Source organism: Pseudomonas frederiksbergensis (genome assembly GCF_900105495.1).
Classification (GTDB): Bacteria; Pseudomonadota; Gammaproteobacteria; order Pseudomonadales; family Pseudomonadaceae; genus Aquipseudomonas; species Aquipseudomonas frederiksbergensis.
Genome location: NZ_FNTF01000002.1, coordinates 2,650,773 through 2,674,409, shown reverse-complemented (window position 1 = coordinate 2,674,409; position 23,637 = coordinate 2,650,773). Strand labels below are relative to the sequence as shown.

Here is a 23,637-nt window from a genome sequence, read left to right as displayed (position 1 = left end):
AGGCCCAAACTTTATTCAGGATGGGACACCAAACAAACCCGCTATTTTTCGCTCACTTACCAACTAACAATAGTGCGCCTACTGCATCTATTGAAATCTCATCTAATTGTAGCGACAACAAATTAGCCAACGAATAGCCCATTTTTTCAAATATCTGCTCATTTGAAGAAACGTCTCCAAAGGCTGCATAGCATATCTCAATCAGTCCAGGACCAACGTCCAAACCATCAGAAAAAGCGCGTTTCAAGCCTGCAACTGAAGCATTGGCGTACATGGTAGGCAAACCAACATTAACTGTTTCGAAATCACTAATTAAAGAATCCTGATACACCTTACTAGCACAAGCCTGCTTTGTGACTTTAATACTAATCATGGAACCATACGACGGAAAGTAACGCAAACCCAATAAGCCATATATTGTACGTCCCCCTCTAGGGAGCATGACTTCAAGAACCAAGGAGCGCTCCACGGAATTATTAAATCGAACATTTGAAAAAGATAAAACACTTTCTTCAACATCGAAAAGACTGCAGAAAGCCACATGAGGCTCGTTATACCAAATCCGAAGCTCCCCTAATTGCCCAACGCGACCACTCATCATTACTGACGACTCCAAAACTTCAACCAATTTGGATTAAAAGAGCCAGGCTCAATAGCGTTGATTGCGTTAATAACATCTGGATGATAAACACTATACGGAGACACCTGATACTTATTCAGCGCTCCTTGGTGTGCCTTACTATAATCAAATCCTCGCATCATCATTGTAGACTCCGACAACTCATGAATATAGAAGCTCGCATCTGCACCGTCTATTGGTCGCCCCTCGGCCAAAGCAGACCGCAATCTACTAATCATCAGATCATTTTCAGGCACGGATCCAAACTGCGCCAGATGAGTTTCAACAATACTTAAACCTTTATCTGAAATATTGACTTGTCGGTCCGTCAACTTGCCAAGCGCTCCTCCACCCTCCGCTCCCTCAAGGAAAGCACCAGTACCGCCTTGAAAGAACCCCTTTGCCCCCGCACCAACCTCGGCCAGCTTCCCAACCCGCCCAGCCGGCAACAGGTTAATTGCCATTTCCGGGAAAGGAAAAGGGGACAGACCACATTTAAATCGAAGTAGTGTGCTCCTGCCCCAAAGAAAAACGTGGTCTGTCTCTGTGGAATCCCCACAAATCTACCCCAAGCCCTGCGCCTGATAATGCACCTCATCGCGAAGGGCTTGCTCCACTTTTTCCAGGTTTCTCCGACAGCTCAAAGCCACGCCGCGTCGCCAATACTCCAGACCCAATCGCCACAGCGAGAGCACTCGTTTGCATTTAACACTGTTGCTCTGAAAACGCTGTTCATGACCCGCTTCACGTGCCTGTAGTCCGGTCAGGAAAATGACGTAGTTGGCCAATGCGGCGATCAGCAATAACACTTCAATGCGCCTTGGACAGTGGCTTCGATGCAGATTCAAGCCGATGCCTAGATGCTCACTTTTCACATCCCGGAAGCCTTCTTCGATTTGCATGCGTCTTTTGTAAATCGCCACGATCTTCGCAGGATTCCACTGTGTTTCGGGCAGATTGCTGGCGAGTAACCAGGGCTCTCGCTCTCGTCTGGCGGATTGCCGACTGAGTTTGCTTTTGGCGATTGAGCCCGTGACACGTTGATGCTTACGGCCTTTGGCTGAATGCCGGACGCAGTACAAATAAATGAAGTGAGGCGCGCTTCGAGTCATCTCTACACACCCCAATGATTTAGGTGAAGAGGTGGCTTGCGCATATAAGTTTTTCACCGGTTGCCACTCAGAGAAGTCACTCCGATAGAGTTCCCGATTTCGAATACGAGCCACGTAATACCAGCCCTACGCTTCGACCGCCTTGATCCAGGGACGTCGAAAACCAGCATCTGTCACGAGGATCGGAATGCAGTCGGCAGGGAGTATTTCGGCCAGTGTTTGCAGTAACCGCTTCTGATATTTCGGGCAGCTCTCGCGCTCATGGACACTTTCATAGAGGGGAAACGAACGTCCCGCTAGCGGTATGGCTGCCCGTAACAAGAAGGCGTCGCCGGCGGCGTCAATTCGAGACCAGTCAACCAGGATCAACGGATGTTTTAACGAGCCCAGCAAGGCTCGCAATATGACCCAATAGAACAATGGGCGTTCTGTTTGCAGATGCCGATTACCCAGCAAGCGATCCACTCGCTTGATGGCATGTTTAGGGTAGGCCCGGCCTGGCATACATCGACCTAGCCCGGTTAGCGTCAGGCGACGGCCTTGCAGTAATGCGCTGACACAACACATCAGCGTTGTCAGACGGCGAGAATGGATTGTGGGAAGTGCTTGAGCGAGCGCGCTGTGTAAGAATCGGATGGCCTGCGTGGGATCGGGATCTTGTTTTTGTGTGGTGCAATACAAGCTGCCGACCCATGCAGGTCTCTTCAATTCCTAACTTCTTGATTTTGCGTAGGAAAAATCGGGGATTTCTCAGGGACAGACTATATTTTCCACAACATAGAAAAACGTGGCCTGCCCTGCTTACTCCCAACTTGCTTCTCTAATCTGCTTTCACTAGCCTTTTCGTTTTCTCTTAACTTCTTCAATTTTTGAAAAAATCCAAACACCTGCCCCCCCCCAAACACCGTAAACAAGAGCAAACCTCAATGAAACCAAAAAATCATTTCCATTAAAGGTCCAGATACCATGTTTGAAATAATTAATCGTCGCCCCTATAACTGCCCCACACAACCCCACGACATAAAACAGCATCACAGCATAGACAACCAACACAAAAAACAAATAAAACCCAACTTTTTTCGGCTTCATTTCTTATCACCTAATGACTTCACTTCATCCCCTACAACCTCTGACATGCCCGCCCCTGCCATATTCCCAAAAACACTAGCAGCGGTATCACCCACTAGTGGTTTTAGCTGTTCAGATATAATCGGCCCGCCTTTAAATCCTATAGTTGTCCCCACAGCAGTACCCAGTAGTGAATAAGTAGGATCTTCACCTTTTATCACACTTCCTGCATATGAGCCGCTCAAGCCAACACCTTGTGTCACCACGAACCCTTTACCCTGCGTTAACCCACCTACAACCGCAGCAATGAAAGCATCGGTATAGCTGAAGGGCTCCCCTGTTGTTAGCTGGTAGCTAGCGTTCGCCCCCCCCGAAATAGCCGCGCCCAAGCCCATTGCGGCAATCCCTACCGAAAGCTCTGTTACGCTCAGCGGGCCTGCAATCATTACTACCCAAGCCTGAATAAGTGCGTTGGCGGGCCTTGGCCCCTCAAACCCTACCCCTTCCCTTTGAGCCTTCAGCGCATCGGCAATCTCTTGCTCTGAATACCCATGAGTAACCCCATATTCAGCAAGTGACGTTGCGGCTTGGCTAAAAGCCACTGTTCCAGGAGGAAAGGAAAACATGTCATTGTTTTCGGCAGCATTTTTCCCGACCTGGGCAGCAGCTATAGCGGACGCGCTATTGCCCCCAATGACGCCCCCGGCAATACCGCTGGCCAATGTCACTAACGCGGAAATGGTCTGCTTTTGACTTTCGCTCAGTTCCTTCACATTTGTAGTACCGAACATCGCCTGCATAATGGCTTCGGTACTGCCCGCAGCAAGAGCAGCACCCGCTGCACCAGCCGCCGCATTGCCTCCCTGCACACTCGCGGTTAGAGCGCCCAATACAGCGTGAGCCATAATTCGGGCCTCCTCGTTGCCTTTGGTCATTTGTTTGATGGTTTCAGCCAGATAAGGCGCGGAAGCCCCGACCAATGCGTTGGCGATATTGCCGCCCGCCAATCCTTGAATAGCGGCAGTCACGGCCTGCGCCGCCTGCTGCAAACTGCCGCCCGTCCCGTAGGTAGCCATTGTGGTTTTGTAAGCTTTGGTGGCCTGCAACACAGCTACGTATTTCTGGCGATCCTCATACGAAGCATTGGGATCGGCACCAGGCATGTTTCTCTGATCGGGCGTCAGTTCTGCCTGAGCCGCTTTTCTCGCCTCAATCATCCCTTGAGTCCGGACGATATCCATCGTCTGGTTGCCAATCTCACCGATCAGTTGAGCTTGTTGCAGGCGTTGTTGCTCTTTCTCCTTATTGAAGATTGGGCTCAGTGCGTTATTGGCATTTTCAACGTCTCGACTGAGTGTTGAAACATCTTGCTGCTGACTATTCTTGTCGCGAACAACCAACGTCCCCCCGGAAATCGCCGAATGGGTAGTACTGCGGTCGTGGCCACTGTTGTTCGCACCCACGAGCAGCATACTACCCATGTTGCCTATGAACTGCTCACCCATACTGCCATTGCTACTGGCACTGACACTTTGATGTTGACTGCTGAAGTCCGCCTTGTTACCGATATCGGTCCATCCCAGTGTCCCGGTGCTCAACGTATTTTTGTCGGCGGAGGAAGTACTGGCGATCACGCTGCCATTGAGCTGAGTGTGTTCGCCGACGTTAATTTGATAACCACCCTTGCCAGCGAACAATCCGGTTTGCTCTTGAACGCTGTCGAAGTTTGACTTTATTTTGTCCTGACTGACGCTCAACGACCCGCTCGCAGTCATGGAGCCGAATGTGAAACTGGCCCCACCGCTGACATTGGTTTGCTTGGAGTCATAACGGTCAGTGTCCTGCAAACTGGTCAAAGTAAGACTGCGCCCCACATCCGCGACCACCTGCTGAGCGTTGGCCTGCGCCCCAATCAGGTTTGTATCGCGTCCGCTGCCAATCTTGAGGTTGTTACCAGCGTCAAGGGTAGTTTCAGTCCAGGTCGTACCATTACCGGTTTCCTTGCCTGCTCCTTTGTTACCGCTGGCGAAAATGCTCAAACCCGCACCGCTTGAACCCACTCCAAGACTGACACCTACCGCACCACCTCCACTCCTGTTTGACCCATCGACTTTTTGCGTATTAGCGGCAGCAAGCAAATTGAGATCTCGGTTGGCTGCAATCACCATGTCATGGCCGGCCTGCAATTTGCTGCCTTGAATCGTGATATCACCATCCTCGAAACCAGCTTTACCGCTACCCGTCGCCACGATGCGAAGATTGTTGCCTGCCGTCAGCCCACTGCCTTGGCTGACACTTTGTTCCTGAGTCTGGGTTGAACTGGACTTTTGAGTGCCAAGAGACAGGCTAATACCTACAAAGCTGCCTGCCTCTGCCCCGGAGTTAAGAGCTTGTGCGGCCTGATAGGCTTGATACCCCGAGAGCCCAGCTTTGACCCCCTGAAGTGCCGCCAGCCGTGTGTCATCTTCATGTCTGGCCGTTTGTGCAGTTTGATACGCCGTGTTAACGGCTTCGCCCACAACGCCCGACAACGCCAGTGTCAAACCACTGTTCTTGCTCTCTTGAGTTTGCTGGGTGGAACTCTGATTCTGTGCGGCAAGGATGCTGACGTTTTGTCCCGCCAGGTTGATGTCGCCACCAGCAATGGCGTCGGATGCCCGTATCGTCAGGTTTTTACCCGCAATGATATTTACATCCCCCAGCACGCTACCCACCGTACTGCCTTTCTGAGTCTCGCTATGTGTGGATTGCGTGAACGAATTCTTGGAGGAGCCGAGGGTGACACCGATGCCGCCCGAGCTTATCAGGCCAGATTTTTTGGTCGACTGGTTATGGCCTGCGTTGAAGCTTTCCGTGTCACTTTCAATGAGTACGTCGTTGCGAGCCTGCAAGATGGTTTGATTGGTCGATACCACGTTGCTGGCGGAGACGAGTAGATCATGTCCAGCCTGAATTAATGTGGTATCACCACTGAGCGTCGAACCTGTTAGCCATGTGCTGCTCGACGAGTCACTGCTCGCTTTGCTGGTGCTGGAGAACCCGAAACCCCCAGATTTCGATTTGGCCGAGGAGCTGAACTCACTGTTCTGGGCCGCAGTAAGATTAACGTCATTACCTGCCATGACCCTCAATTCGGCGTCGTCGCTGTTAACCTTCGATCCTTCAATATTGATGTCATGCAACGCCACTAATGTCGCTTTGCCTTTGGACTGAATGGCCGAGGAAACCGCTTCCTCACCTCCGTTCGCGATCATCGTCGAACTCTTCTTGCCCATAGAACCTTTCTTGGTCTTGGAGTAATAGGAGTAATCCGTGTTTGCAGCCGTTTCCAGATTCAAGTCATTACCAGCGTAGACATAGGCCTCATCCCCTGCACTCACCCGGCTGGCGATCAGGTTCAGATCCTTGCCCGCATTCAGGACAATGCTGCCACCCGCATTAACAGTGGTGGACACCTGACTTACATGATCTTCCTGACTGGTCACCTTCTTACTCTTGCTATACGAGTGCTGCTCATCCGCCGCCGAAGCCAGGGTCAAGTCGCCGACAGCGCTCATGCTCACATCGCGTTTGGCGTCGATCTGGCTGGCGATAGCGGTGATATCCCGTCCGGCATTGACCTTCAGGCCCTGCCCGACATCAATGTCTGAGCCGTATTGGGTGATGGTCTGATCACGATGCCGACCGCGCTCGCCGCTGACGATCTGCTCGGCTGATGTGAGGTTGACGTCACGACCGGCAGTGATCGTGGTGTCAGCCCCGCTTTTCAGCACGCCGCCAACGTTGTTGATATCGCGTCCGGCGTTGAGGGTGAGCGAGTTGCCGGCTTCGATGCGGGCGGCGTTGTCGACGAAGTCGGTGCGCTCGCTGCGATAGCCGCTGCTGCTTTCGTGGGTGGTGACGGTGCGTTCGTTGATCACATCGCCCCGGGCGGCGGTGAGCGTGACGTCACGGCCGGCGATGATGCCGCCGGCCTTGTTGACGATGTTGTTGCCGGCCTGCAGGTCGAGGCGATTGCCGGCTTCCACCAGGCCGCTGTTGACCAGGTCGTTGGTGGCGGTGGCCGACAGGTTGTTGGAGGCGCGCAAGGTGCCGGCGTTGTTCAGGTCTTTGCCGGCGATCAGGGTTACGTCGCGACCCTGGATCAGGGCGCCGTTGGCGGCCAGGCGATTGTTGGCGTTGGCCAGGTACAGCACCGGCACCAGCACTTGTTCGCCGTTCACTTCGGCGTTTTCCATCCAGACAATGTCGTGGGTCAGGGCCGCGACTTGCTCGGAGGTCAGGCTGACGCCCAGCGACGGGAAGGAAAAGGGGACAGACCACATTTAAATCGAAGTAGTGTGCTCCTGCCCCAAAGAAAAACGTGGTCTGTCTCCGTTTACTCCGATGATTAAGCCATTAAGCTCCGAGAAACCCGCCCCTCTTCAAAGAATTGCCTAAAAATATCAACAACAACCTCAAAATCCGTACAAACTCCTGAGGCATCAACAGCATCCCCCAGGATATCTACCACCGCACCTGAGTTACTGCCTCTAAGATAAGACCGAACAATATAATCTTCACCATTGTCCTCCCCTAAAGTCATCGCATACATCCCATCATCTGCAACAACTTGCAAGCTCAACAGCTCAAACCCATTAAAATCCACGATCTCTAATGTAACAGAACCGGACGTCTCACATACTTCTCTTAAATGAAGCTCAATATCACCCCAAGAGGCATCTTTGGTTCTCCCCCCTTACACTCAGGTCCAAGTCCAACAATCCATGATAATGACAATTTCATTTCTAATCCCTCTCTCTCAGAGCCCGCATTCCAGGCTGCCAATATAGAGTTTTACCAGTCGCAATCTCTTTGACTTCAAGAGAAGTAAGCCCAGACTTCTCCGCCATCGCCGCAATATCTCCTCGACAATACCCACAAACTGCTTTACCAGAGACAGTAAGCTCCATACTTGCCCCCATAGTCTTCCCAGCAGTATATGCCTGCTGTATTACACCTATTTCTGCGTGAGCGTCGGCCATGTTTCCATTTGGCAGGATTTTTCCAGACGCGTCAGCTTTAGCAGTTACCCGATCAGATATCAAGGTTGGCTGACTAGCATTAGCTTCTGAAGCTGGACGAGCAGTCTGATTAAAATCAGTAAATGTTGCTCCGCCAATCTTTCCCTCTGCAGTTACAACAGGAGAAACACCTTTTGCAGCCCCTGCCTCTCCCAGACCTTTCGCTACGACAGCCGAGCTTCCCCCACCTATCGCCTCGCTCACAACCCCTTTTCCAAAAACAGATCCCAGTACCTTACCAACCCACGCCATTGGCAAAGGCGCGAGCGACCCGACTGCCAAGGCATCTTTTGCCGCCTTCGTGTTTCCTGCACTGATCCAGCGCTGAGTTTCTGGATCCTTCAGGTCAATGCCGGCCCCGCTTGCAACACACGAAGCGTCACCACAAGGCAGGAAGCGTGGATTGAACGCCTCTCCATCGACAAGAACAGACGAGCGGAAACCACCCTGGGTATCCAGCACCCGACCCGAGAGACGATCTCGAACCTCGTCACTCACACTCGGTGTTTTGCTCCAGTCATGATCAGGTGCAACGGGGAAAGCCGCCCAAGTGTAGTTGCTGGTCGACGCTCGGATGTAGGCTACGAGATCCAGGTCGAGCTTTGCTAACTGCTGGACGTATTGACCGTTACCCAAGTCGACCCATTTTGCCGAAGGATCGTAAAAACCATCCTTGGTGGCAACGTCGTAGCCTGGTTGAATGTCAGTGCCGTTGATACCAGAAAGCCGCAGTTGCTCTTCGATTTGTTCGACGGTGTACTTTCCACCACTGCGCGCAGCCAGTTGCTCGGCGAGTTCGTGATCTTCCCTATGCAACTGTCTGTTGTATTGCGAAGCATTCTTTGCAACCCACGCAGCCTTCTCCAGCGTGCTCGCATCAACGTCTTTTTGCGCCGTGGCGGCCAAGACCCCAACGATCTGAGAACTCATCGTCAAGAGGTTGTCATTACCTTTGACCAGGTTATCCAAGACACCTACAAGTGCTTCATTCGCTCCTGCCGCCAGCGCACCAGTTTTGAAGTCCCCACCAGTCGCTTCAGCCAGCAGCCCACCCACCATTGCGTGAATAGCGATTTTTTGCACAGAGCCGTCGTCAACTACTCCTTTCGTGTAGTCACCTACCGCATTGAAACTAGCTGCCGCCAAGGTGTTGAACAAAGCCGTTTTCAACGCGTCACTTGCACTCCCCCCTTGCCCGAGTGCCTTGCCCAGCAGCGCTGATGTTTCGGCTTGCAGAATTTGATTACCGGCAAACCGACCGACCCCTTCCAGGCTGCTCAGGTCAACGGTGACTTTGCCCGTAAGCGGATTGGTGGTTGTTTTCACAATGCCGTCAAAGACACCAGCCGTTAAACCAGCCGTCACACCCGAAATCACATAGCCTTTAAGCGCATCCGAGGAAGTCACATCCTTGAACACCGCCCCAAGATTCCCTCCATTGTTGATAAAACTCGTCGTCGCATTCGTCGCAGCGCCAGTAGCCACCGCCGCAAGGCCTGCGGCCCCGACGGTCCCCATACCGGCAAAAGCACTCAGTGCCGCGGGGCCGACAATAGCCGCCATGACAATCGCGATGATGATCTGCGAAGCTGGGCCTAGTCCCGAGTTGCTGTATTTGAACGACTCATGGATTTCTTTGACCTGCCTCCAGTCCACATCGCCCCGCGCTTCGGCCTGTTTCAACCAAGCCAGTTGCGGATCGGCCTTGACCATCGCATCAATGGTTTGACTGACGCTTTGCTGATTCACCTCTTTGAGGTCGATTTGCAGACCTTCCACAGCCTTGATCGTGATGTTGCCTTTGGCAATCATCTGGGTCTGGCGCAGTGTCTCGTCGGTATTGCCCTTGCCTTTCGATGAGGTCCAGAAGGCATCGCCATCACTCTTGGTATGGCTCTCGTCATGCAGGTCTTTCACCCCTTCAAAAACAATCGCCCCACCACTGTCCAGCGTGATGTCCTTGCCACTCTCCAGCTTCGCCACCTGATAGCGCTGATCTCCTTCACTGATCAGCGTCAGGTTGCCACCGGTCTTGATCTCGCTACCCACATGGGTGATCTGCGTGACTTCATCACGCTGGGTTTTCTCGGCGCCCCAGCCTCCCTTCTCCTTCATGTCATACAGCGTGTAATCCTTGTTCTGCGCCGCCAGCAGATTCAGGTCATTACCGGCATACACATACGCCTCGTTCCCCGCACTGATCTTGCTCGCGATCAGCGTGGTATCGCGTCCTGAGCGGGTCACCACATTGCCGCTTGCAATGAACTCCGCCGCTTTCTGAACGGTATGGTTGTCCTCTTCGTGAACGCGTTTTTTGCCGTCCTTGCTGCGGGTTTCGACGTTGTGTTCGTCGCCCGCCGAGGCCAGGGTGAGGTCGCCTTTGGCGTCGGCGGTGAGGTTGCCTTCGGCCTTGGCGGTGCTGGCGATGACGTTGATGTCGCGGCCAGCGTCGAGGGTGAGGTTGCCGCCGGCGGTGACGCTGGACGCCAGGTTTTCCACGGTGGTGGTGATGGTGGAGCGATGGCCGCCATCTTCCATCTCGTGGATTTCGCTTTCGTTGCGTGTGGCCAGCAGGTTGAGGTCGCGGGTGGCGCTCAGGCTGGCGTCGCCGCCGCTGCTGATGGCCGATGAGTTGGTCAGGTCGCGGCCAGATTTGATGCTCAGCGTGTCGCGGGCGCTGATGCTGCCGCCGTCATCGACCAGGGTGCGCATGCCGGAGCCTTCACCCACGGCGATGGCGGTGCGGTCGTTGACGATGTCGCCCCTGAGGGTGGTGAGGCTGACCTGGTTGCCGCGAATTTCGCCGGCCAGGGCGTTGCGAATGCTGTCCGTGGCCATGAGGCTCAGGCGTTCATTGGCTTCGACCAGACCGCCCTGATAGAGGCTGCCTTTGACGTCGGCGGACAGGTCGTGGGTGCCGCGCAGGGTGCCGACGTTGACCAGGTCATTGCCGGCGATCAGGGTCAGGTCGCGGCCCTGGATCAGGCTGCCGCCGCGCACGTTGCGCGATTCGGCTTGCGCCAGATACAGCACCGGCACCAGCACTTTCTGACCATCGACGATGCGCTCTTCCATCCACACGATGTCGTGGGTCAGGGCCGCGACTTGTTCGGAAGTCAGCCTCACACCCACGGACAGGTTCAACGCGGTTTTGCTGGTGAGGGCGTTGTCCATCAGATAACGGAACTGCTCGTTATCGTCGTTAAGCCCGTTGGCGAGAAAGCGTTGGCCGGTCTGGGCCAGTACGGCATCGCTGATCAAGCGGGATTCATAGCGACCATCGCCGAGGCGACGCGCGGCGTCATCGGCACGGGGAGGAATCGGGGACAGACAACATTTAAATCGAAGGAGTACTGTCCCACCCTAAGGAAAACGTGGTCTGTTCCCGTTTGTCCTTCCGGCTCGAACGTTTGGTTTTCGCTTTTTTGCTAAATCCCAAAAAATCTAAGCCAACTCTTCGTCTTTTTTTCTAGCTGCGGTGTATGTGTGCTCGGGCCGTTTGGGCGTAGCAAGTCGCCTGGATAATGTGGATGCCCCAAACATTGGCTGTCATCTAATCCAAAAGCCACGACTGCTGCTACAGCTTCAATGCACCAACGTCCAAAGTAGCTGCCCGCTTCCAACGGGTGCTTTTCAGGATCACCGTAGTGATACCACCACGGTTGCTGCTTGCCGCGTCGGTTGAGTTCCGGGTACCAACTGTCGACAAACTCCCGCAACAGTATCGCCTGTTGCTCAGTGGGTGCATCTAGGGTTTTGAGCAATCGGGCATAGGGTTTTTGATGCAGGAGAACATCTCCAATGACGCGTGATGGCTGGCGACTGGCGATTATTCGATCCAGCAAGATGTCGTTGCCTTCTCCACCAACGAGGGCCAGCAGTCGGTTCCACTGATCGTCAGGAATTCGCAAGACAAGCGCCAGCCCAACAAGCCAGAAACACCAGATATAGTGGTTGAGGTCGGATAAATCGAATACCCAATCGCGGCAGGTTTTCAGATTGTGTTCGGCACACACTCCGTCTGCCAGGTCATCCGACAATTCCCAGGTATCGAGAAGTTGGGAAAACAACTGACCAATCTCGGAAACAGAATCGCCTTGGGAATAGCGCCGAAGAATAAGACGCAAAATATCTCTTGAAAGATCAAATGAAAATTGAGGGTCGTACACTGGATTTTGTGATGGCTCAGATAGAAGTTTTTCCGCTTTTTCTATCCAGGCAAAATCTTTAGCCACTCGCTCACGCCAGTAGCTTATGCCCGCGACTGAGTCCCGGATCATGGCTGTGCTCCTGAAAGATTTGTTTTTGAAGCTAATATTTTGGACGTATCAATGGGCTTTGGTTTGCCTAAAGAATCGAGCACCTGGATTTCGGTTGCCCCATCCACCCCCGTCTTTATGGCAGTGGCGATATCCCTAGCTGAATCAACACCCACTGTCTTTTCCAACCGGCCGGACCCCAGCGTCCAGCTTTCACTCGCCTGATTACCTTCGCTCGTGTTTATCAGGCTTATTTCGGCCCGCACACAAAAAATCTGACACTCTCGATCAAAATTTCTACAACTCACCAGACCTCATGGGTCTCTGCCCTGTAGTTGTTTTCAATACGTTCAACAAGCAATGGAATACTGATAATACCTCTTGTGGAATGTTTTAGCTCTTCCGAGCTAATCTCTCGCCAGCCGAAATGATTCGCTTCCATCCCACAGCCAGAGAGAGCCACCCTGCCCGCCATTCCAGGAACGGAATGTAGGAAATACTTGTAAATTTTCGGGAACCGGAACATTTACTACAACGGACAGGAGGCCTTGATTCGCCACGCCGGGCCGTATAGCTGAGTACTCCTCCATTGGAATTTCCAACTTAGGACCTATGATACTTCTATCTACCAAAACAGCAGCTTCAGCAGTAAATAAATCCGTCCACTTTACGTTTGACAACTGGAACGGCTGATCGGCATCGGCCTGTACTTCCAGCTGTGGAAAGCGTTTAACAGTCGCGCTGTTGGCCCGGCTCCCCGCCGTCAGTTAAACTCAATGGCATCCAGAATAACTTGTAACTTTACCGGATCAGCAGCACCGCCAAAATAGTATTCATTACCGCCAAAGTCCTTGAGATCCTCAGGGACTCCTTTCCAATAAAGCACATAATAAATCTCATCCAAAACTTCTTCCAGTGCGCCACCATCTTGAAATGTTGACACGCGAATATATGGACCATAAACCTCATCCAGCTGGACCAAAATTCGCTCACCAGTTTTTGAGTCAATCATCTCATCAGTCCCATTTAATACTATCAAACCATTCCAGCTCCGCTTTTGTCGGAGCTCGCTTATCACCTTGTTTATTCACAGCATCGTCAAATTTTACTGGTCTAGTGCGACCTGGAACATAAGGATTACTTTCGGTTTCCTTAACTCTAGTTCGCGTCATATCAAATTCGGTGCCGTCCTTGAACACTATTTTTACACCAGGCTCTCCTGGTTGACCACCTAGACGGGTTTCATTTTTCGTTGTTCTTGTCGTGATGGTTCCAATCTCCTTCTGTGTTGTCGTTCCCTTTCCACCTCCTAGACCAGGAATAATTCCGACGCCCATTCTTACAAAATCTGCAGCAATCCTAGTCAGGACACTACCATTCGAAGAACTCACATCAGCTGCCATAAACCCTGCGGAGCTTAGATTCCCTTCCTGTATATGACCTACTAAGTGAGCTGATCCTCCCTTACCTTCGGTTCTCAGCTGCTCAATCAGTGCAGTCAGTTTCTGATCGTCATCCACCAGACCATGTGCAATTGCTTGACAGATTTCGGGGGATCGCTTGCAAAGCTCATCACGCTCCAGCTCACGCTGCTCGTCGAGGTCGGCGTATCGATCTCTAACAGCTCGCTTCTCTTCCTCAGTCTCCTTGCTGTCCATTTCCGCCAACATTTCTTTCACCTCGCGGTGATAGAGATAGTTGTAGGTCGTGGCATTCCCAGCAATGCTGGCTCCCTGCTGGAGATCCCCATCTACCGCCGCAGCGGCCACCAGCCCCGTCAACTGCGACATCATTACTTGCAACTGGTCGTTGCCATCCGCAAGGCTGATCAGCTGGTTCATCATGACTTCGTTAAGTCCGGCCGCTGCTGCACCGGTGGCAAAATCGCCCCCCATCGCCTGCGATAGCAGACCGCCCATCAACGCATGCGCTACGGTTTTCTCAAGACTACCCTCTGGAAACTTGATGGTGTCGCCGATCCAGTTGAAGCCTGTGGCCATGGCCACATTCCCGGCCTCTCCCACCAGCGCCGCACCAAGGTTGTCGCCAAAGTTGCCGCCTCCAATCGCGGTTGAGATACTGCTGGAGATCACCGCCCGCCCAGCTACCCGCGCCGCAATGTCGGTGAAATTAGTGCTGGTCAGCAGGTTGGCGGATGTCGAGCCTTGCGATGCGGCCGCAAACCAATTTTCGTCCGCATAATTGAGCATGCCCGCAGTGAACCCAGCAATTGCGGCACTTTTTAGGCTGTCAGCGCTGAATGTTTCTTTGAACGCCGCGCCCAGATTGCCTTTGTTGCTGATGGTGCTGGTAACAGCAGTGGTCGCCAGGCTGGTGGCAACTGCGCCCCCGGCACCAGCGCCCACCAAGCCCAGCCCCGCCGGGCCCATGATGAAAGACATCAGGATGGCAATGGCGATTTTTGCCCCCGCCCCGAGCCCCGAATTGTCGTACTTGAAGCTCTCGTGAATCTCCTTCACCTGACGCCAGTCGATGTCGCCGCGGGCCTCAGCCTGTTTCATCCAGGCAAGATTCGGGTCGGCGTCAACCATTGCGTCGATGGTCTGGCTGACGCTTTGCTGGTCGACTTGTTTGATGTCGATGCTGATCTGGCCAGCAGCCTTGATGACCAGTCGGCCTTGGGCAACCAGTTCACTCTGACGGAGGGTTTCATCGGTGCGACCGCTGCCTTTGGCTTCGAACCAGGCGAGGTCGCTGTCACTCTTGGAGTGGTTCTCGTCGTGAAGATCTTTCACCCCTTCAAAAACGATCGAACCACCGCTGTCGAGAATGATGTCCTTGTCACTGTGAAGTTTTGCCACCTGATAACGCTGATCGCCGCCGCTGACCAGCGTCAGGTTGCCACCGGTCTTGATCTCAGTGCCGACGTGGGTTACTTGGGTGATCTCGTCATGTTGGGCTTTCATCGCACCCCAACCACCCTTCTCCTTCATGTCATACAGCGTGTAATCCTTGTTCTGCGCCGCCAGCAGATTCAGGTCATTACCCGCATACACATACGCCTCGTTCCCCGCGCTGATCTTGCTCGCGATCAGCGTGGTATCGCGTCCTGAGCGGGTCACCACATTGCCGCCTGCAATGAACTCGGCCGCTTTCTGAACGGTGTGGTTGTCCTCTTCGTGGATGCGCTTTTTGCCGTCCTTGCTGCGGGTTTCGACGTTGTGTTCGTCGCCGGCAGAGGCCAGGTTTAGGTCGCGCCCGGCGTCGGCGGTGAGGTTGCCTTCGGCCTTGGCGGTGCTGGCGATGACGTTGATGTCGCGGCCAGCGTCGAGGGTGAGGTTGCCGCCGGCGGTGACGCTGGACGCCAGGTTTTCCACGGTGGTGGTGATGGTGGAGCGATGGCCGCCATCTTCCATCTCGTGGATTTCGCTTTCGTTGCGTGTGGCCAGCAGGTTGAGGTCGCGGGTGGCGCTCAGGCTGGCGTCGCCGCCGCTGCTGATGGCCGATGAGTTGGTCAGGTCGCGGCCAGATTTGATGCTCAGCGTGTCGCGGGCGCTGATGCTGCCGCCGTCATCGACCAGGGTGCGCATGCCGGAGCCTTCACCCACGGCGATGGCGGTGCGGTCGTTGACGATGTCGCCCCTGAGGGTGGTGAGGCTGACCTGGTTGCCGCGAATTTCGCCGGCCAGGGCGTTGCGAATGCTGTCCGTGGCCATGAGGCTCAGGCGTTCATTGGCTTCGACCAGACCGCCCTGATAGAGGCTGCCTTTGACGTCGGCGGACAGGTCGTGGGTGCCGCGCAGGGTGCCGACGTTGACCAGGTCATTGCCGGCGATCAGGGTCAGGTCGCGGCCCTGGATCAGGCTGCCGCCGCGCACGTTGCGCGATTCGGCTTGCGCCAGATACAGCACCGGCACCAGCACTTTCTGACCATCGACGATGCGCTCTTCCATCCACACGATGTCGTGGGTCAGGGCCGCGACTTGTTCGGAAGTCAGCCTCACACCCACGGACAGGTTCAACGCGGTTTTGCTGGTGAGGGCGTTGTCCATGAGATAACGGAACTGCTCGTTATCGTCGTTCAGCCCGTTGGCGAGAAAGCGTTGGCCGGTCTGGGCCAGCACCGCATCGCTGATCAAACGCGACTCATAACGACCGTCACCGAGACGGCGCGCGGCGTCATCGGCGCTGAAGTTGAGCTTGCCCAACAGATAATCGGAACTCATGAACGCCGCGGACTGGGTCAGCTCCGGGTTGGTTTCGATCAGGTAACGGCTTTGGGGAATCAGGGACAGACCACGTTTAAATCGAATGAGCCCTACCCCACCCTCAAGATAAACGTGGTCTGTCCCCGTTTATCCATAGCCTTAAACGCCGGCGGCGTATTGTCGCTGTGGTGACTGGGCTTGGAATACTAGCGCAGCGGACGCGGCTCAAACTCTCGAAAAACCTTGGAGAGACTTGAGCGCGCGTTGCGAGCCGAGGTACATCAACAGGCACAGGCGTTGGAGTAGATTTGTGGGGATCCCTCAGGGTCTGTCCCCGTTTACCAATGAATTCGAGGGAAACCCTCGGGGTTTCCTCCCTATTATTTACACTATGTAACCCGCAGATCTCATCAGCAACAACACGGCCTCATCAAATTGTTTATCAGATATACCTCTAATAGATTTGGCACTTTTCCATTTCCATATTACAGGAAGGATTCTGCTATCCAAACGATCAAACTCTTCCAAAAAAATATCTGCTAAAGCGTATTTATCCAAATCATGAACGACCTCCAGCATCATGTTCAACACGATGCTTGGCGGCTTTCCATCCAATATTTGCGCTAACAAATGTCTATTTTCCGAAAGTGACATATGTAATTTCGCCGATGGTTTCAATTTTTTCGACCTTCGCGTATCCATATTTTTGGGATATTTGGCCTGTCCAGGTATTCAAAGCAGCACTTTCTTTTGACATTCCTTTGCTTATATTCTGCATATATTGAGCAGTGTTAACGCTATCAGTACCCGCCTCCCAAGCCCCACGGATTTGATTGACCTGGATGCCTTCATTGCCGAGGCGTTGCATTGCGCTGGAGAACATATCAGTGCCTGATGCATCGTAAAAAGGATGATTCTGTGCTGCACGAATCTCAAATCCCAGCACTCCCGCCTTATCCACATTCACGACCAATCCTGCTACGCCCTCAGGATTGCCATACCTGAGAGTAGTGCCCCCGGTGTTGGACACGCTCATCATAAAGTCATTTGTGACATCAACTTTGGGGATGGGTGGCTCAACTCTCCCCAATCCTCCCTTTGTCCCCCCTACGTCTCCCAAGCCTTTCGCCACGACAGTCGAGCTTCCCCCAGCTATCGCCTCGCTCGCAACCCCTTTTCCAAAAACAGATCCCAGTACCTTACCAATCCACGCCATTGGCAAAGGCGCGAGCGACCCGACTGCCAAGGCATCTTTTGCCGCCGTCGTGTTTCCTGCACTGATCCAGCGCTGAGTTTCTGGATCCTTCAGGTCAATGCCGGCCCCGCTTGCAACACACGAAGCGTCACCACAAGGCAGGAAGCGTGGATTGAACGCCTCTCCATCGACAAGAACAGACGAGCGGAAACCACCCTGGGTATCCAGCACCCGACCCGAGAGACGATCTCGAACCTCGTCACTCACACTCGGTGTTTTGCTCCAGTCATGATCAGGTGCAACGGGGAAAGCCGCCCAAGTGTAGTTGCTGGTCGACGCTCGGATGTAGGCTACGAGATCCAGGTCGAGCTTTGCTAACTGCTGGACGTATTGACCGTTACCCAAGTCGACCCATTTTGCCGAAGGATCGTAAAAACCATCCTTGGTGGCAACCATGTCGGAGCCTGCCCAACAGATAATCGGAACTCATGAACGCCGCGGACTGGGTCAGCTCCGGGTTGGTTTCGATCAGGTAACGGCTTTGCGGATTGCGACTCTGCACGAACATGCCATACGGGCCGTTGGGCAGTCGGAAGGTCCACGGCGGCAAACGGCACACCCCGGAAGTCGACTGGGACGAAGCTGACTTGCTTCACGCCATCGGCATCCACACGTTCGATGCGCGTGACATCCTTGGGCACCTGAGCGCTGGCGCCGGTGCTGCGTTTGCCCAGGTTGATGTTGATACCGCCGACCGAGGCGGTCTGCTCGCTGCTCAGCGAACCGGTCAGTTGGCCGAGGGTGTTGTCGTAAAGCGTGCCGTTCTGGATGGTGTTGGTGACGTTCAGCCTGACGTTGCCACCGGCTTGCAACACGGCGGCGTAAACGGTGTTGCCGTTTTCATTCCAGGTGGTGACGTCGCTCTGCTTAAACGCCGACGGGTGTTGTCGCTGTGGCGACGGGGCTTGGAATACTGGCGCAGCGGACGCGGCTCAAGCTCTCGAAAAACCTTGGAAAGACTTGAGCATGCGTTGCGAAACGAGGTACATCAACAGGCGCAGGTGTTGGAGTAAATTTGTGGGGATCCCCCCGGTCTGTCCCCGTTTATCGACGCCAGCAAGAGCGGCGAATCTATCTCCGAAGGTAAAAATGGCCAGAAATCAGCGTAAAGATAGCAACAGAGAGCCGAAAAATAGATACGTCAATTAACCCTCACCAGAACCAGAGGTGACAATGCCAAGAATCGACCACCACCAAGGTTTGCTCTGGAAAAGCCTCACTGAACGCGATGATTTTGAAACGCTAGACAAAGCGATTTCTTGCACCCTACCCAAAGTCAGAGTAACAACCATGAACAGCAAACAGCTCAACGAAGCCAGTAAGTTTCTCAGCTATGTATTGCGACATGAACCGCAATCCATTGGACTCCAGTTAGACACAGAGGGCTGGGCAAATATTGATTCCTTAATTGCAGGTGCAGCTAAGGAAGGGCATATTCTAAATCGCGAACTGCTCTTGGTAGTAGTCAGCAGCAGCGATAAAAAGCGTTTTGCTATTTCTAACGATGCGCAATACATTCGCGCCGTGCAGGGGCATTCAACTGAAAGCGTAAACCTCCAGTACATTGAGAAAGAGCCACCCGAATTCTTGCACCACGGAACAGCTACTCGCTTTCTAGAGTCAATTCAGCAACAAGGATTAATTGCAGGCGCTCGCCATCACGTACATCTATCACAAGATATGGCCACAGCTGTAACTGTCGGACACCGATATGGAAAGCCTGTGGTGCTAAAAGTTGAAGCCCTGCGGATGCACCAGCAGGGCTTCAACTTTTTTCAGGCTGAAAATGACGTATGGTTAACGGGTCATGTCCCCATTTTTTTTATACATCAGGAATAGTCTTCGCCTTCGACTCCATCAGCTTTATAGCGAGCAGATTCTTCTTTAGCAGCCCTAAACCATTCAGAGAAGCCAGAGTAAGCAACGTTATCCCAAGGGCTCGATTTTGGCCTTGAATAGTCATAAATCCGAACATCTGAATTGCCCGCCTTGCTTCCATCAAAACAAGCGAGGACTACCCAACCATCATTATACAATCCTGACTCATCTTGAATAATTGCAAATGGAACCAGCACAGCCTCCGGAAATTTCAAAAGCATAGAGCCATAATAAAAGAGAGAGCGCGCCATATCTTCCGTTAAAAATCTCCAAGGCCCTATATCTATCTCGCCAGCCAAAACCACATTTAGATAGTCAATCGGAAATTGAAAGCCATTTGGCAAAATTGGAAGCTCATACAAAAAAGGCTTCATCATTTCCCGCCTCCAGAAATACGTGGTGGCTCTGTTGAACCGTAAGGATTGGAAGTAGAAAACCCTCCTGACTGCTTGTTTATACGACCAGTTATTGCCTCTCCCCAAGTATCAAAACTCTGCCATCCTCTCGCCTCTTGAATAGCTGACGTCAATGGATCATCAAATCCACGAACGCTAGCGTTAACGTCGATCCCCGCTTCTCTGGCAGCAGCAATTCGGGTGTTATCCATACTAGTCAGCTTGCCATCAGGCATTTTCACCACATCCACCGGATCACCTTTCCAGCCATTGGTTTTCATGCTTTGGACTAAATCGTCGTAGGTGTAGTTCGTGCCAGAAATCCGGTCCATTTTGTTGAACGAAACAGTATTCTGCGAGAAGCAAATATCATCTGCATAAAGTGTTGCATTGCCTACGCCTTTTGCCTCTCCTGCGGCGTTTCCCAAGCCTTTCGCCACGACAGCCGAGCTTCCCCCACCTATCGCCTCGCTCGCAACCCCTTTTCCAAAAACAGATCCCAGTACCTTACCAATCCACGCCATTGGCAAAGGCGCGAGCGACCCGACTGCCAAGGCATCTTTTGCCGCCTTCGTGTTTCCTGCACTGATCCAGCGCTGAGTTTCTGGATCCTTCAGGTCAATGCCGGCCCCGCTTGCAACACACGAAGCGTCACCACAAGGTAGGAAACGTGGATTGAACGCCTCTCCATCGACAAGAACAGACGAGCGGAAACCACCCTGGGTATCCAGCACCCGACCCGAGAGGCGATCACGAACCTCATCACTGACATTTGGTGTTTTGTTCCAGTCATGATCAGGAGCAACGGGGAAAGCCGCCCAAGTGTAGTTGCTGGTCGACGCTCGGATATAGGCTACGAGATCCAGGTCGAGCTTTGCTAACTGCTGGACGTATTGGCCGTTACCCAAGTCCACCCATTTTGCCGAAGGATCGTAAATGCCATCCTTGGTGGCAACCATGTCGGAGCCTGCCCAACAGATAATCGGAACTCATGAACGCCGCGGACTGGGTCAGCTCCGGGTTGGTTTCGATCAGGTAACGGCTTTGCGGATTGCGACTCTGCACGAACATGCCATACGGGCCGTTGGGCAGTCGGAAGGTCCACGGCGGCAAACGGCACACCCCGGAAGTCGACTGGGACGAAGCTGACTTGCTTCACGCCATCGGCATCCACACGTTCGATGCGCGTGACATCCTTGGGCACCTGAGCGCTGGCGCCGGTGCTGCGTTTGCCCAGGTTGATGTTGATACCGCCGACCGAGGCGGTCTGCTCGCTGCTCAGCGAACCGGTCAGTTGGCCGAGGGTGTTGTCGTAAAGTATGCGTCCGGCCAAGTCATCTACCCAACCCCGCAACGCTTGGACATGGTGTGCACTTAATTTAAGTGGGCACCAGTTCTAGCCCTTTAAGCGGGTATGTCATGCAGCCAACACGCCGTTCCTATTCCAAATCCTTCAAGGCCCAGGTCATTCAAGAGTGTGCCCAACCCGGCGCTTCGATTGCCGGCGTCGCCCTCAGCCATAGCCTCAACGCCAACCTCGTCCACAAATGGATTCGAGTGCACGCGCACAAAAGCCCAGCGCTTCAACCAGCATTTATCCCATTGCCCATGCAGATAAGGGCACACCCACCTTCATCGAATATCAGCATTGAGATCCTGCACCCACGCGGCACCGTCAAAGTGAACTGGCCGACCGATAGTGCTGCTGCCTGCGCCGCTTTCCTTCGAGACGTGTTGCGATGATCCGTATCGACGCCATTTGGCTCGCCACCGAGCCCATGGATATGCGCGCCGGTACCGAGACTGCGCTGGCCAGGGTGATCGAGGTCTTCGGTGCGGCGAAGCCGCACTGTGCTTATCTGTTTGCCAATCGCCGCGCGACTCGGATGAAAGTGCTGGTACACGATGGGATCGGCGTTTGGCTGGCTGCACGTCGCTTGAACCAAGGCAAGTTTCACTGGCCAGGCCTTCGACAAGGCAGCGAAATGCAGTTGGATACTGAGCAACTTCAGGCCTTGGTGCTCGGCCTCTCTTGGCAACGTGTTGGCGTCGGAGGTGTAATTACACTGCTTTAAAAAACTTTAATTAGCGTCTTGGTTTGCTGTCGCAGGCGGTCTGCTTTGGTAAAATCCACGGCATGACTTCCTCGCCCAATCTCGATCAAATGACTCCCGACCAACTGCGTGCATTCGCTGCGCAGTTGCTGTCGCAAGTGGAGACCATGGGCAAGACGGTAGAGACCATGGGCAGAACGGTCGAAACCATGGGCAAGAAGATCAACCGCGATCAAACGGTGATCGAAAAGCTGACCCACGAGATCGCACAGCTCAAGCGTTTGAAGTTTGCCAAGCGTAGCGAGCAGATGAATCCTCAGCAGGCCAGCCTGCTGGATGACCTGATCGATACCGATATTGCGGCGATTGAGGCCGAGCTTCAGGCGTTGCAAATAGCACCAGCGGCGACCGAGAAAAAGCAAAAGCCCAAGCGCACGGCATTGCCGGCAGAATTCCCGCGCACGTTGATCCATCACGAACCGGACAACACTCACTGCCCATGCGGCTGCGCACTGAAGCGCATCGGTGAAGATGTCAGCGAAAAGCTGGACTACACGCCGGGCGTGTTCACCGTTGAGCGCCATGTTCGTGGCAAGTGGGTTTGCGATGACTGCGAAACGCTGATCCAGGCGCCGGTACCTGCGCAAGTTATCGACAAGGGCATCCCGACTGCCGGATTACTTGCGCACGTCATGATCGCGAAGTTCGCTGATCATCTTCCGCTTTACCGTCAGGAATCGATTTTTGGTCGAGCTGGCTTGTCAATTCCACGCTCCACTTTGGCTCAATGGGTCGGCGTTACGGGCGTGCAGCTGCAGCCACTGGTCGATGCCCTGCGTGACGTAGTGATCGGGCAGCAGGTCGTGCACGCGGATGAAACACCCGTACAGATGCTCGCTCCGGGCACGAAGAAAACCCACCGCTCTTATGTTTGGGCTTACGCCACCAGCCAGTTCTGCGAAACAGCCGCTGTCGTCTACGACTTCAGCCCCAGCCGCGCCGGTGAGCATGCTCGCAACTTCCTGCAAGGCTGGAAAGGCAAGTTGGTCTGCGACGATTTTGGCGGTTACAAGGCCAGCTTCGAGATCGGCGTGACCGAGATCGGCTGCATGGCCCACGCCCGGCGCAAGTTTTTCGAATTGAATACCACCAACAAGAGCCAGCTCGCCGAGCAGGCCCTGCGTTACATCCAGTTGTTGTACGAAATCGAGAGCGAAGTACGTGACCTGGAGTCGGAATTACGGCGCCGAATACGGCAAGAAAAAGCCGCGCCAGTGATGGATAGGCTGCATGCCTGGATGATCGCCCAGCGTGATCTTGTGCCCGAAGGTTCAGCCATCAGCAGAGCATTTGATTACAGCCTCAAACGCTGGGCCGCGCTGTCGCGCTACCTCAATGACGGGGCCGTACCTATTGATAATAATTGGGCGGAAAACCAGATCCGACCATGGGCCCTTGGACGCAAGAACTGGCTCTTCGCCGGATCGCTACGCAGCGGAAAAAGGGCGGCGGCGATCATGAGCTTGATCCAGTCTGCGCGGCTGAATGGCCATGATCCGTACGCCTATCTAAAGGATGTTCTCACGCGTCTACCGACGCAGCGGGCGAGTGAAATCGAGCAGCTGCTTCCGCATAAGTGGCAGCCGGTTTAATCACGCAAGACGTGATGCCCGGACGCATACGTCGTAAAGCGTGCCGTTCTGGATGGTGTTGGTGATAATCTGCATGTTCCGGAATACTATTAAGCAGGTCGTTTGTTTTCCGA

Annotated in this window: 15 protein-coding genes and 5 pseudogenes; 6 read left to right on the top strand and 14 right to left on the bottom strand. The window is 53.8% G+C overall.

Translation table 11 applies throughout. From position 1 onward, the window contains the following. Window positions 1–52: 52 nt before the first annotated feature. From BLW70_RS12580 to BLW70_RS30885, 12 genes and pseudogenes are all read right to left on the bottom strand, one after another. Window positions 53–601, bottom strand: a complete 549-nt coding sequence (locus BLW70_RS12580; protein ID WP_074874377.1) for a hypothetical protein — start codon at window positions 599–601, stop codon at window positions 53–55. After that, the gene (locus BLW70_RS30925) at window positions 601–1,083 is read right to left on the bottom strand and encodes a hypothetical protein (RefSeq protein WP_218022566.1); all 483 of its coding nucleotides are present in this window, start codon (window positions 1,081–1,083) and stop codon (window positions 601–603) included. The genes BLW70_RS12580 and BLW70_RS30925 overlap by 1 nt, the downstream gene beginning before the upstream one ends. A 99-nt stretch (window positions 1,084–1,182) precedes the next feature. After that, a pseudogene (locus BLW70_RS12570) lies at window positions 1,183–2,412 on the bottom strand (IS4 family transposase). A gap of 153 nt (window positions 2,413–2,565) precedes the next feature. Then, complete coding sequence (locus BLW70_RS12565; RefSeq protein WP_074874375.1) at window positions 2,566–2,820, bottom strand: hypothetical protein; 255 nt, start codon at window positions 2,818–2,820, stop codon at window positions 2,566–2,568. After that, window positions 2,817–7,097, bottom strand: a pseudogene (locus BLW70_RS12560) (hemagglutinin repeat-containing protein); the annotation flags it as partial. The gene BLW70_RS12565 and the pseudogene BLW70_RS12560, both read right to left, overlap by 4 nt. Window positions 7,098–7,189: 92 nt before the next feature. Beyond that, a pseudogene (locus BLW70_RS30210) lies at window positions 7,190–7,513 on the bottom strand (DUF6911 family protein); the annotation flags it as partial. A gap of 73 nt (window positions 7,514–7,586) precedes the next feature. Next, window positions 7,587–11,168, bottom strand: a pseudogene (locus BLW70_RS12550) (cytidine deaminase-like fold-containing protein); the annotation flags it as partial. A gap of 122 nt (window positions 11,169–11,290) precedes the next feature. Next, window positions 11,291–12,142, bottom strand: coding sequence for a PoNe immunity protein domain-containing protein (locus BLW70_RS12545; protein ID WP_074874370.1), 852 nt, complete (start codon window positions 12,140–12,142; stop codon window positions 11,291–11,293). A 742-nt stretch (window positions 12,143–12,884) separates the two neighbouring features. Further along, the gene (locus BLW70_RS30680) at window positions 12,885–13,133 is read right to left on the bottom strand and encodes a hypothetical protein (RefSeq protein WP_159439161.1); all 249 of its coding nucleotides are present in this window, start codon (window positions 13,131–13,133) and stop codon (window positions 12,885–12,887) included. A gap of 4 nt (window positions 13,134–13,137) precedes the next feature. Then, window positions 13,138–16,365 (bottom strand): annotated as a pseudogene (locus BLW70_RS12540) (DUF637 domain-containing protein); the annotation flags it as partial. Between the two features lie 309 nt (window positions 16,366–16,674). After that, on the bottom strand, window positions 16,675–16,944 hold the full coding sequence (locus BLW70_RS12535; RefSeq protein WP_074874368.1) for a hypothetical protein: 270 nt from the start codon (window positions 16,942–16,944) through the stop codon (window positions 16,675–16,677). Continuing rightward, complete coding sequence (locus tag BLW70_RS30885) at window positions 16,925–17,941, bottom strand: hypothetical protein (protein ID WP_074874366.1); 1,017 nt, start codon at window positions 17,939–17,941, stop codon at window positions 16,925–16,927. The genes BLW70_RS12535 and BLW70_RS30885 overlap by 20 nt, the downstream gene beginning before the upstream one ends. 110 nt (window positions 17,942–18,051) lie before the next feature. Between BLW70_RS30885 and BLW70_RS12525 the strand changes: the two genes are divergently transcribed. After that, on the top strand, window positions 18,052–18,558 hold the full coding sequence (locus BLW70_RS12525) for a hypothetical protein (RefSeq protein ID WP_074874365.1): 507 nt from the start codon (window positions 18,052–18,054) through the stop codon (window positions 18,556–18,558). A gap of 277 nt (window positions 18,559–18,835) precedes the next feature. Next, the gene (locus BLW70_RS12520; RefSeq protein WP_074880527.1) at window positions 18,836–19,384 is read left to right on the top strand and encodes an RNA 2'-phosphotransferase; all 549 of its coding nucleotides are present in this window, start codon (window positions 18,836–18,838) and stop codon (window positions 19,382–19,384) included. Here the strand turns inward: BLW70_RS12520 and BLW70_RS12515 are convergent. Both BLW70_RS12515 and BLW70_RS31350 read right to left on the bottom strand, forming a co-directional pair. Beyond that, window positions 19,375–19,800 (bottom strand): hypothetical protein, encoded by a 426-nt coding sequence (locus tag BLW70_RS12515; RefSeq protein WP_218022565.1) that lies wholly within the window; start codon window positions 19,798–19,800, stop codon window positions 19,375–19,377. The two genes, BLW70_RS12520 and BLW70_RS12515, sit on opposite strands and share 10 nt — an antisense overlap. Beyond that, on the bottom strand, window positions 19,797–20,777 hold the full coding sequence (locus BLW70_RS31350; RefSeq protein ID WP_074874363.1) for a hypothetical protein: 981 nt from the start codon (window positions 20,775–20,777) through the stop codon (window positions 19,797–19,799). The genes BLW70_RS12515 and BLW70_RS31350 overlap by 4 nt, the downstream gene beginning before the upstream one ends. 110 nt (window positions 20,778–20,887) lie before the next feature. Between BLW70_RS31350 and BLW70_RS12505 the strand changes: the two genes are divergently transcribed. From BLW70_RS12505 to tnpC, 4 genes are all read left to right on the top strand, one after another. Then, window positions 20,888–21,196 (top strand): hypothetical protein, encoded by a 309-nt coding sequence (locus BLW70_RS12505; protein ID WP_074874362.1) that lies wholly within the window; start codon window positions 20,888–20,890, stop codon window positions 21,194–21,196. Between the two features lie 41 nt (window positions 21,197–21,237). After that, window positions 21,238–21,561 carry an IS66-like element accessory protein TnpA gene (gene tnpA, locus BLW70_RS12500; RefSeq protein WP_074874360.1) on the top strand — a complete coding sequence of 108 codons (324 nt, stop codon included), beginning with the start codon at window positions 21,238–21,240 and terminating at the stop codon, window positions 21,559–21,561. Beyond that, window positions 21,558–21,893, top strand: a complete 336-nt coding sequence (gene tnpB, locus BLW70_RS31055; RefSeq protein WP_074874357.1) for an IS66 family insertion sequence element accessory protein TnpB — start codon at window positions 21,558–21,560, stop codon at window positions 21,891–21,893. The genes tnpA and tnpB overlap by 4 nt, the downstream gene beginning before the upstream one ends. Window positions 21,894–21,955: 62 nt before the next feature. Continuing rightward, window positions 21,956–23,524 carry an IS66 family transposase gene (gene tnpC / locus BLW70_RS12490; RefSeq protein ID WP_074874355.1) on the top strand — a complete coding sequence of 523 codons (1,569 nt, stop codon included), beginning with the start codon at window positions 21,956–21,958 and terminating at the stop codon, window positions 23,522–23,524. Window positions 23,525–23,637 lie beyond the last annotated feature (113 nt).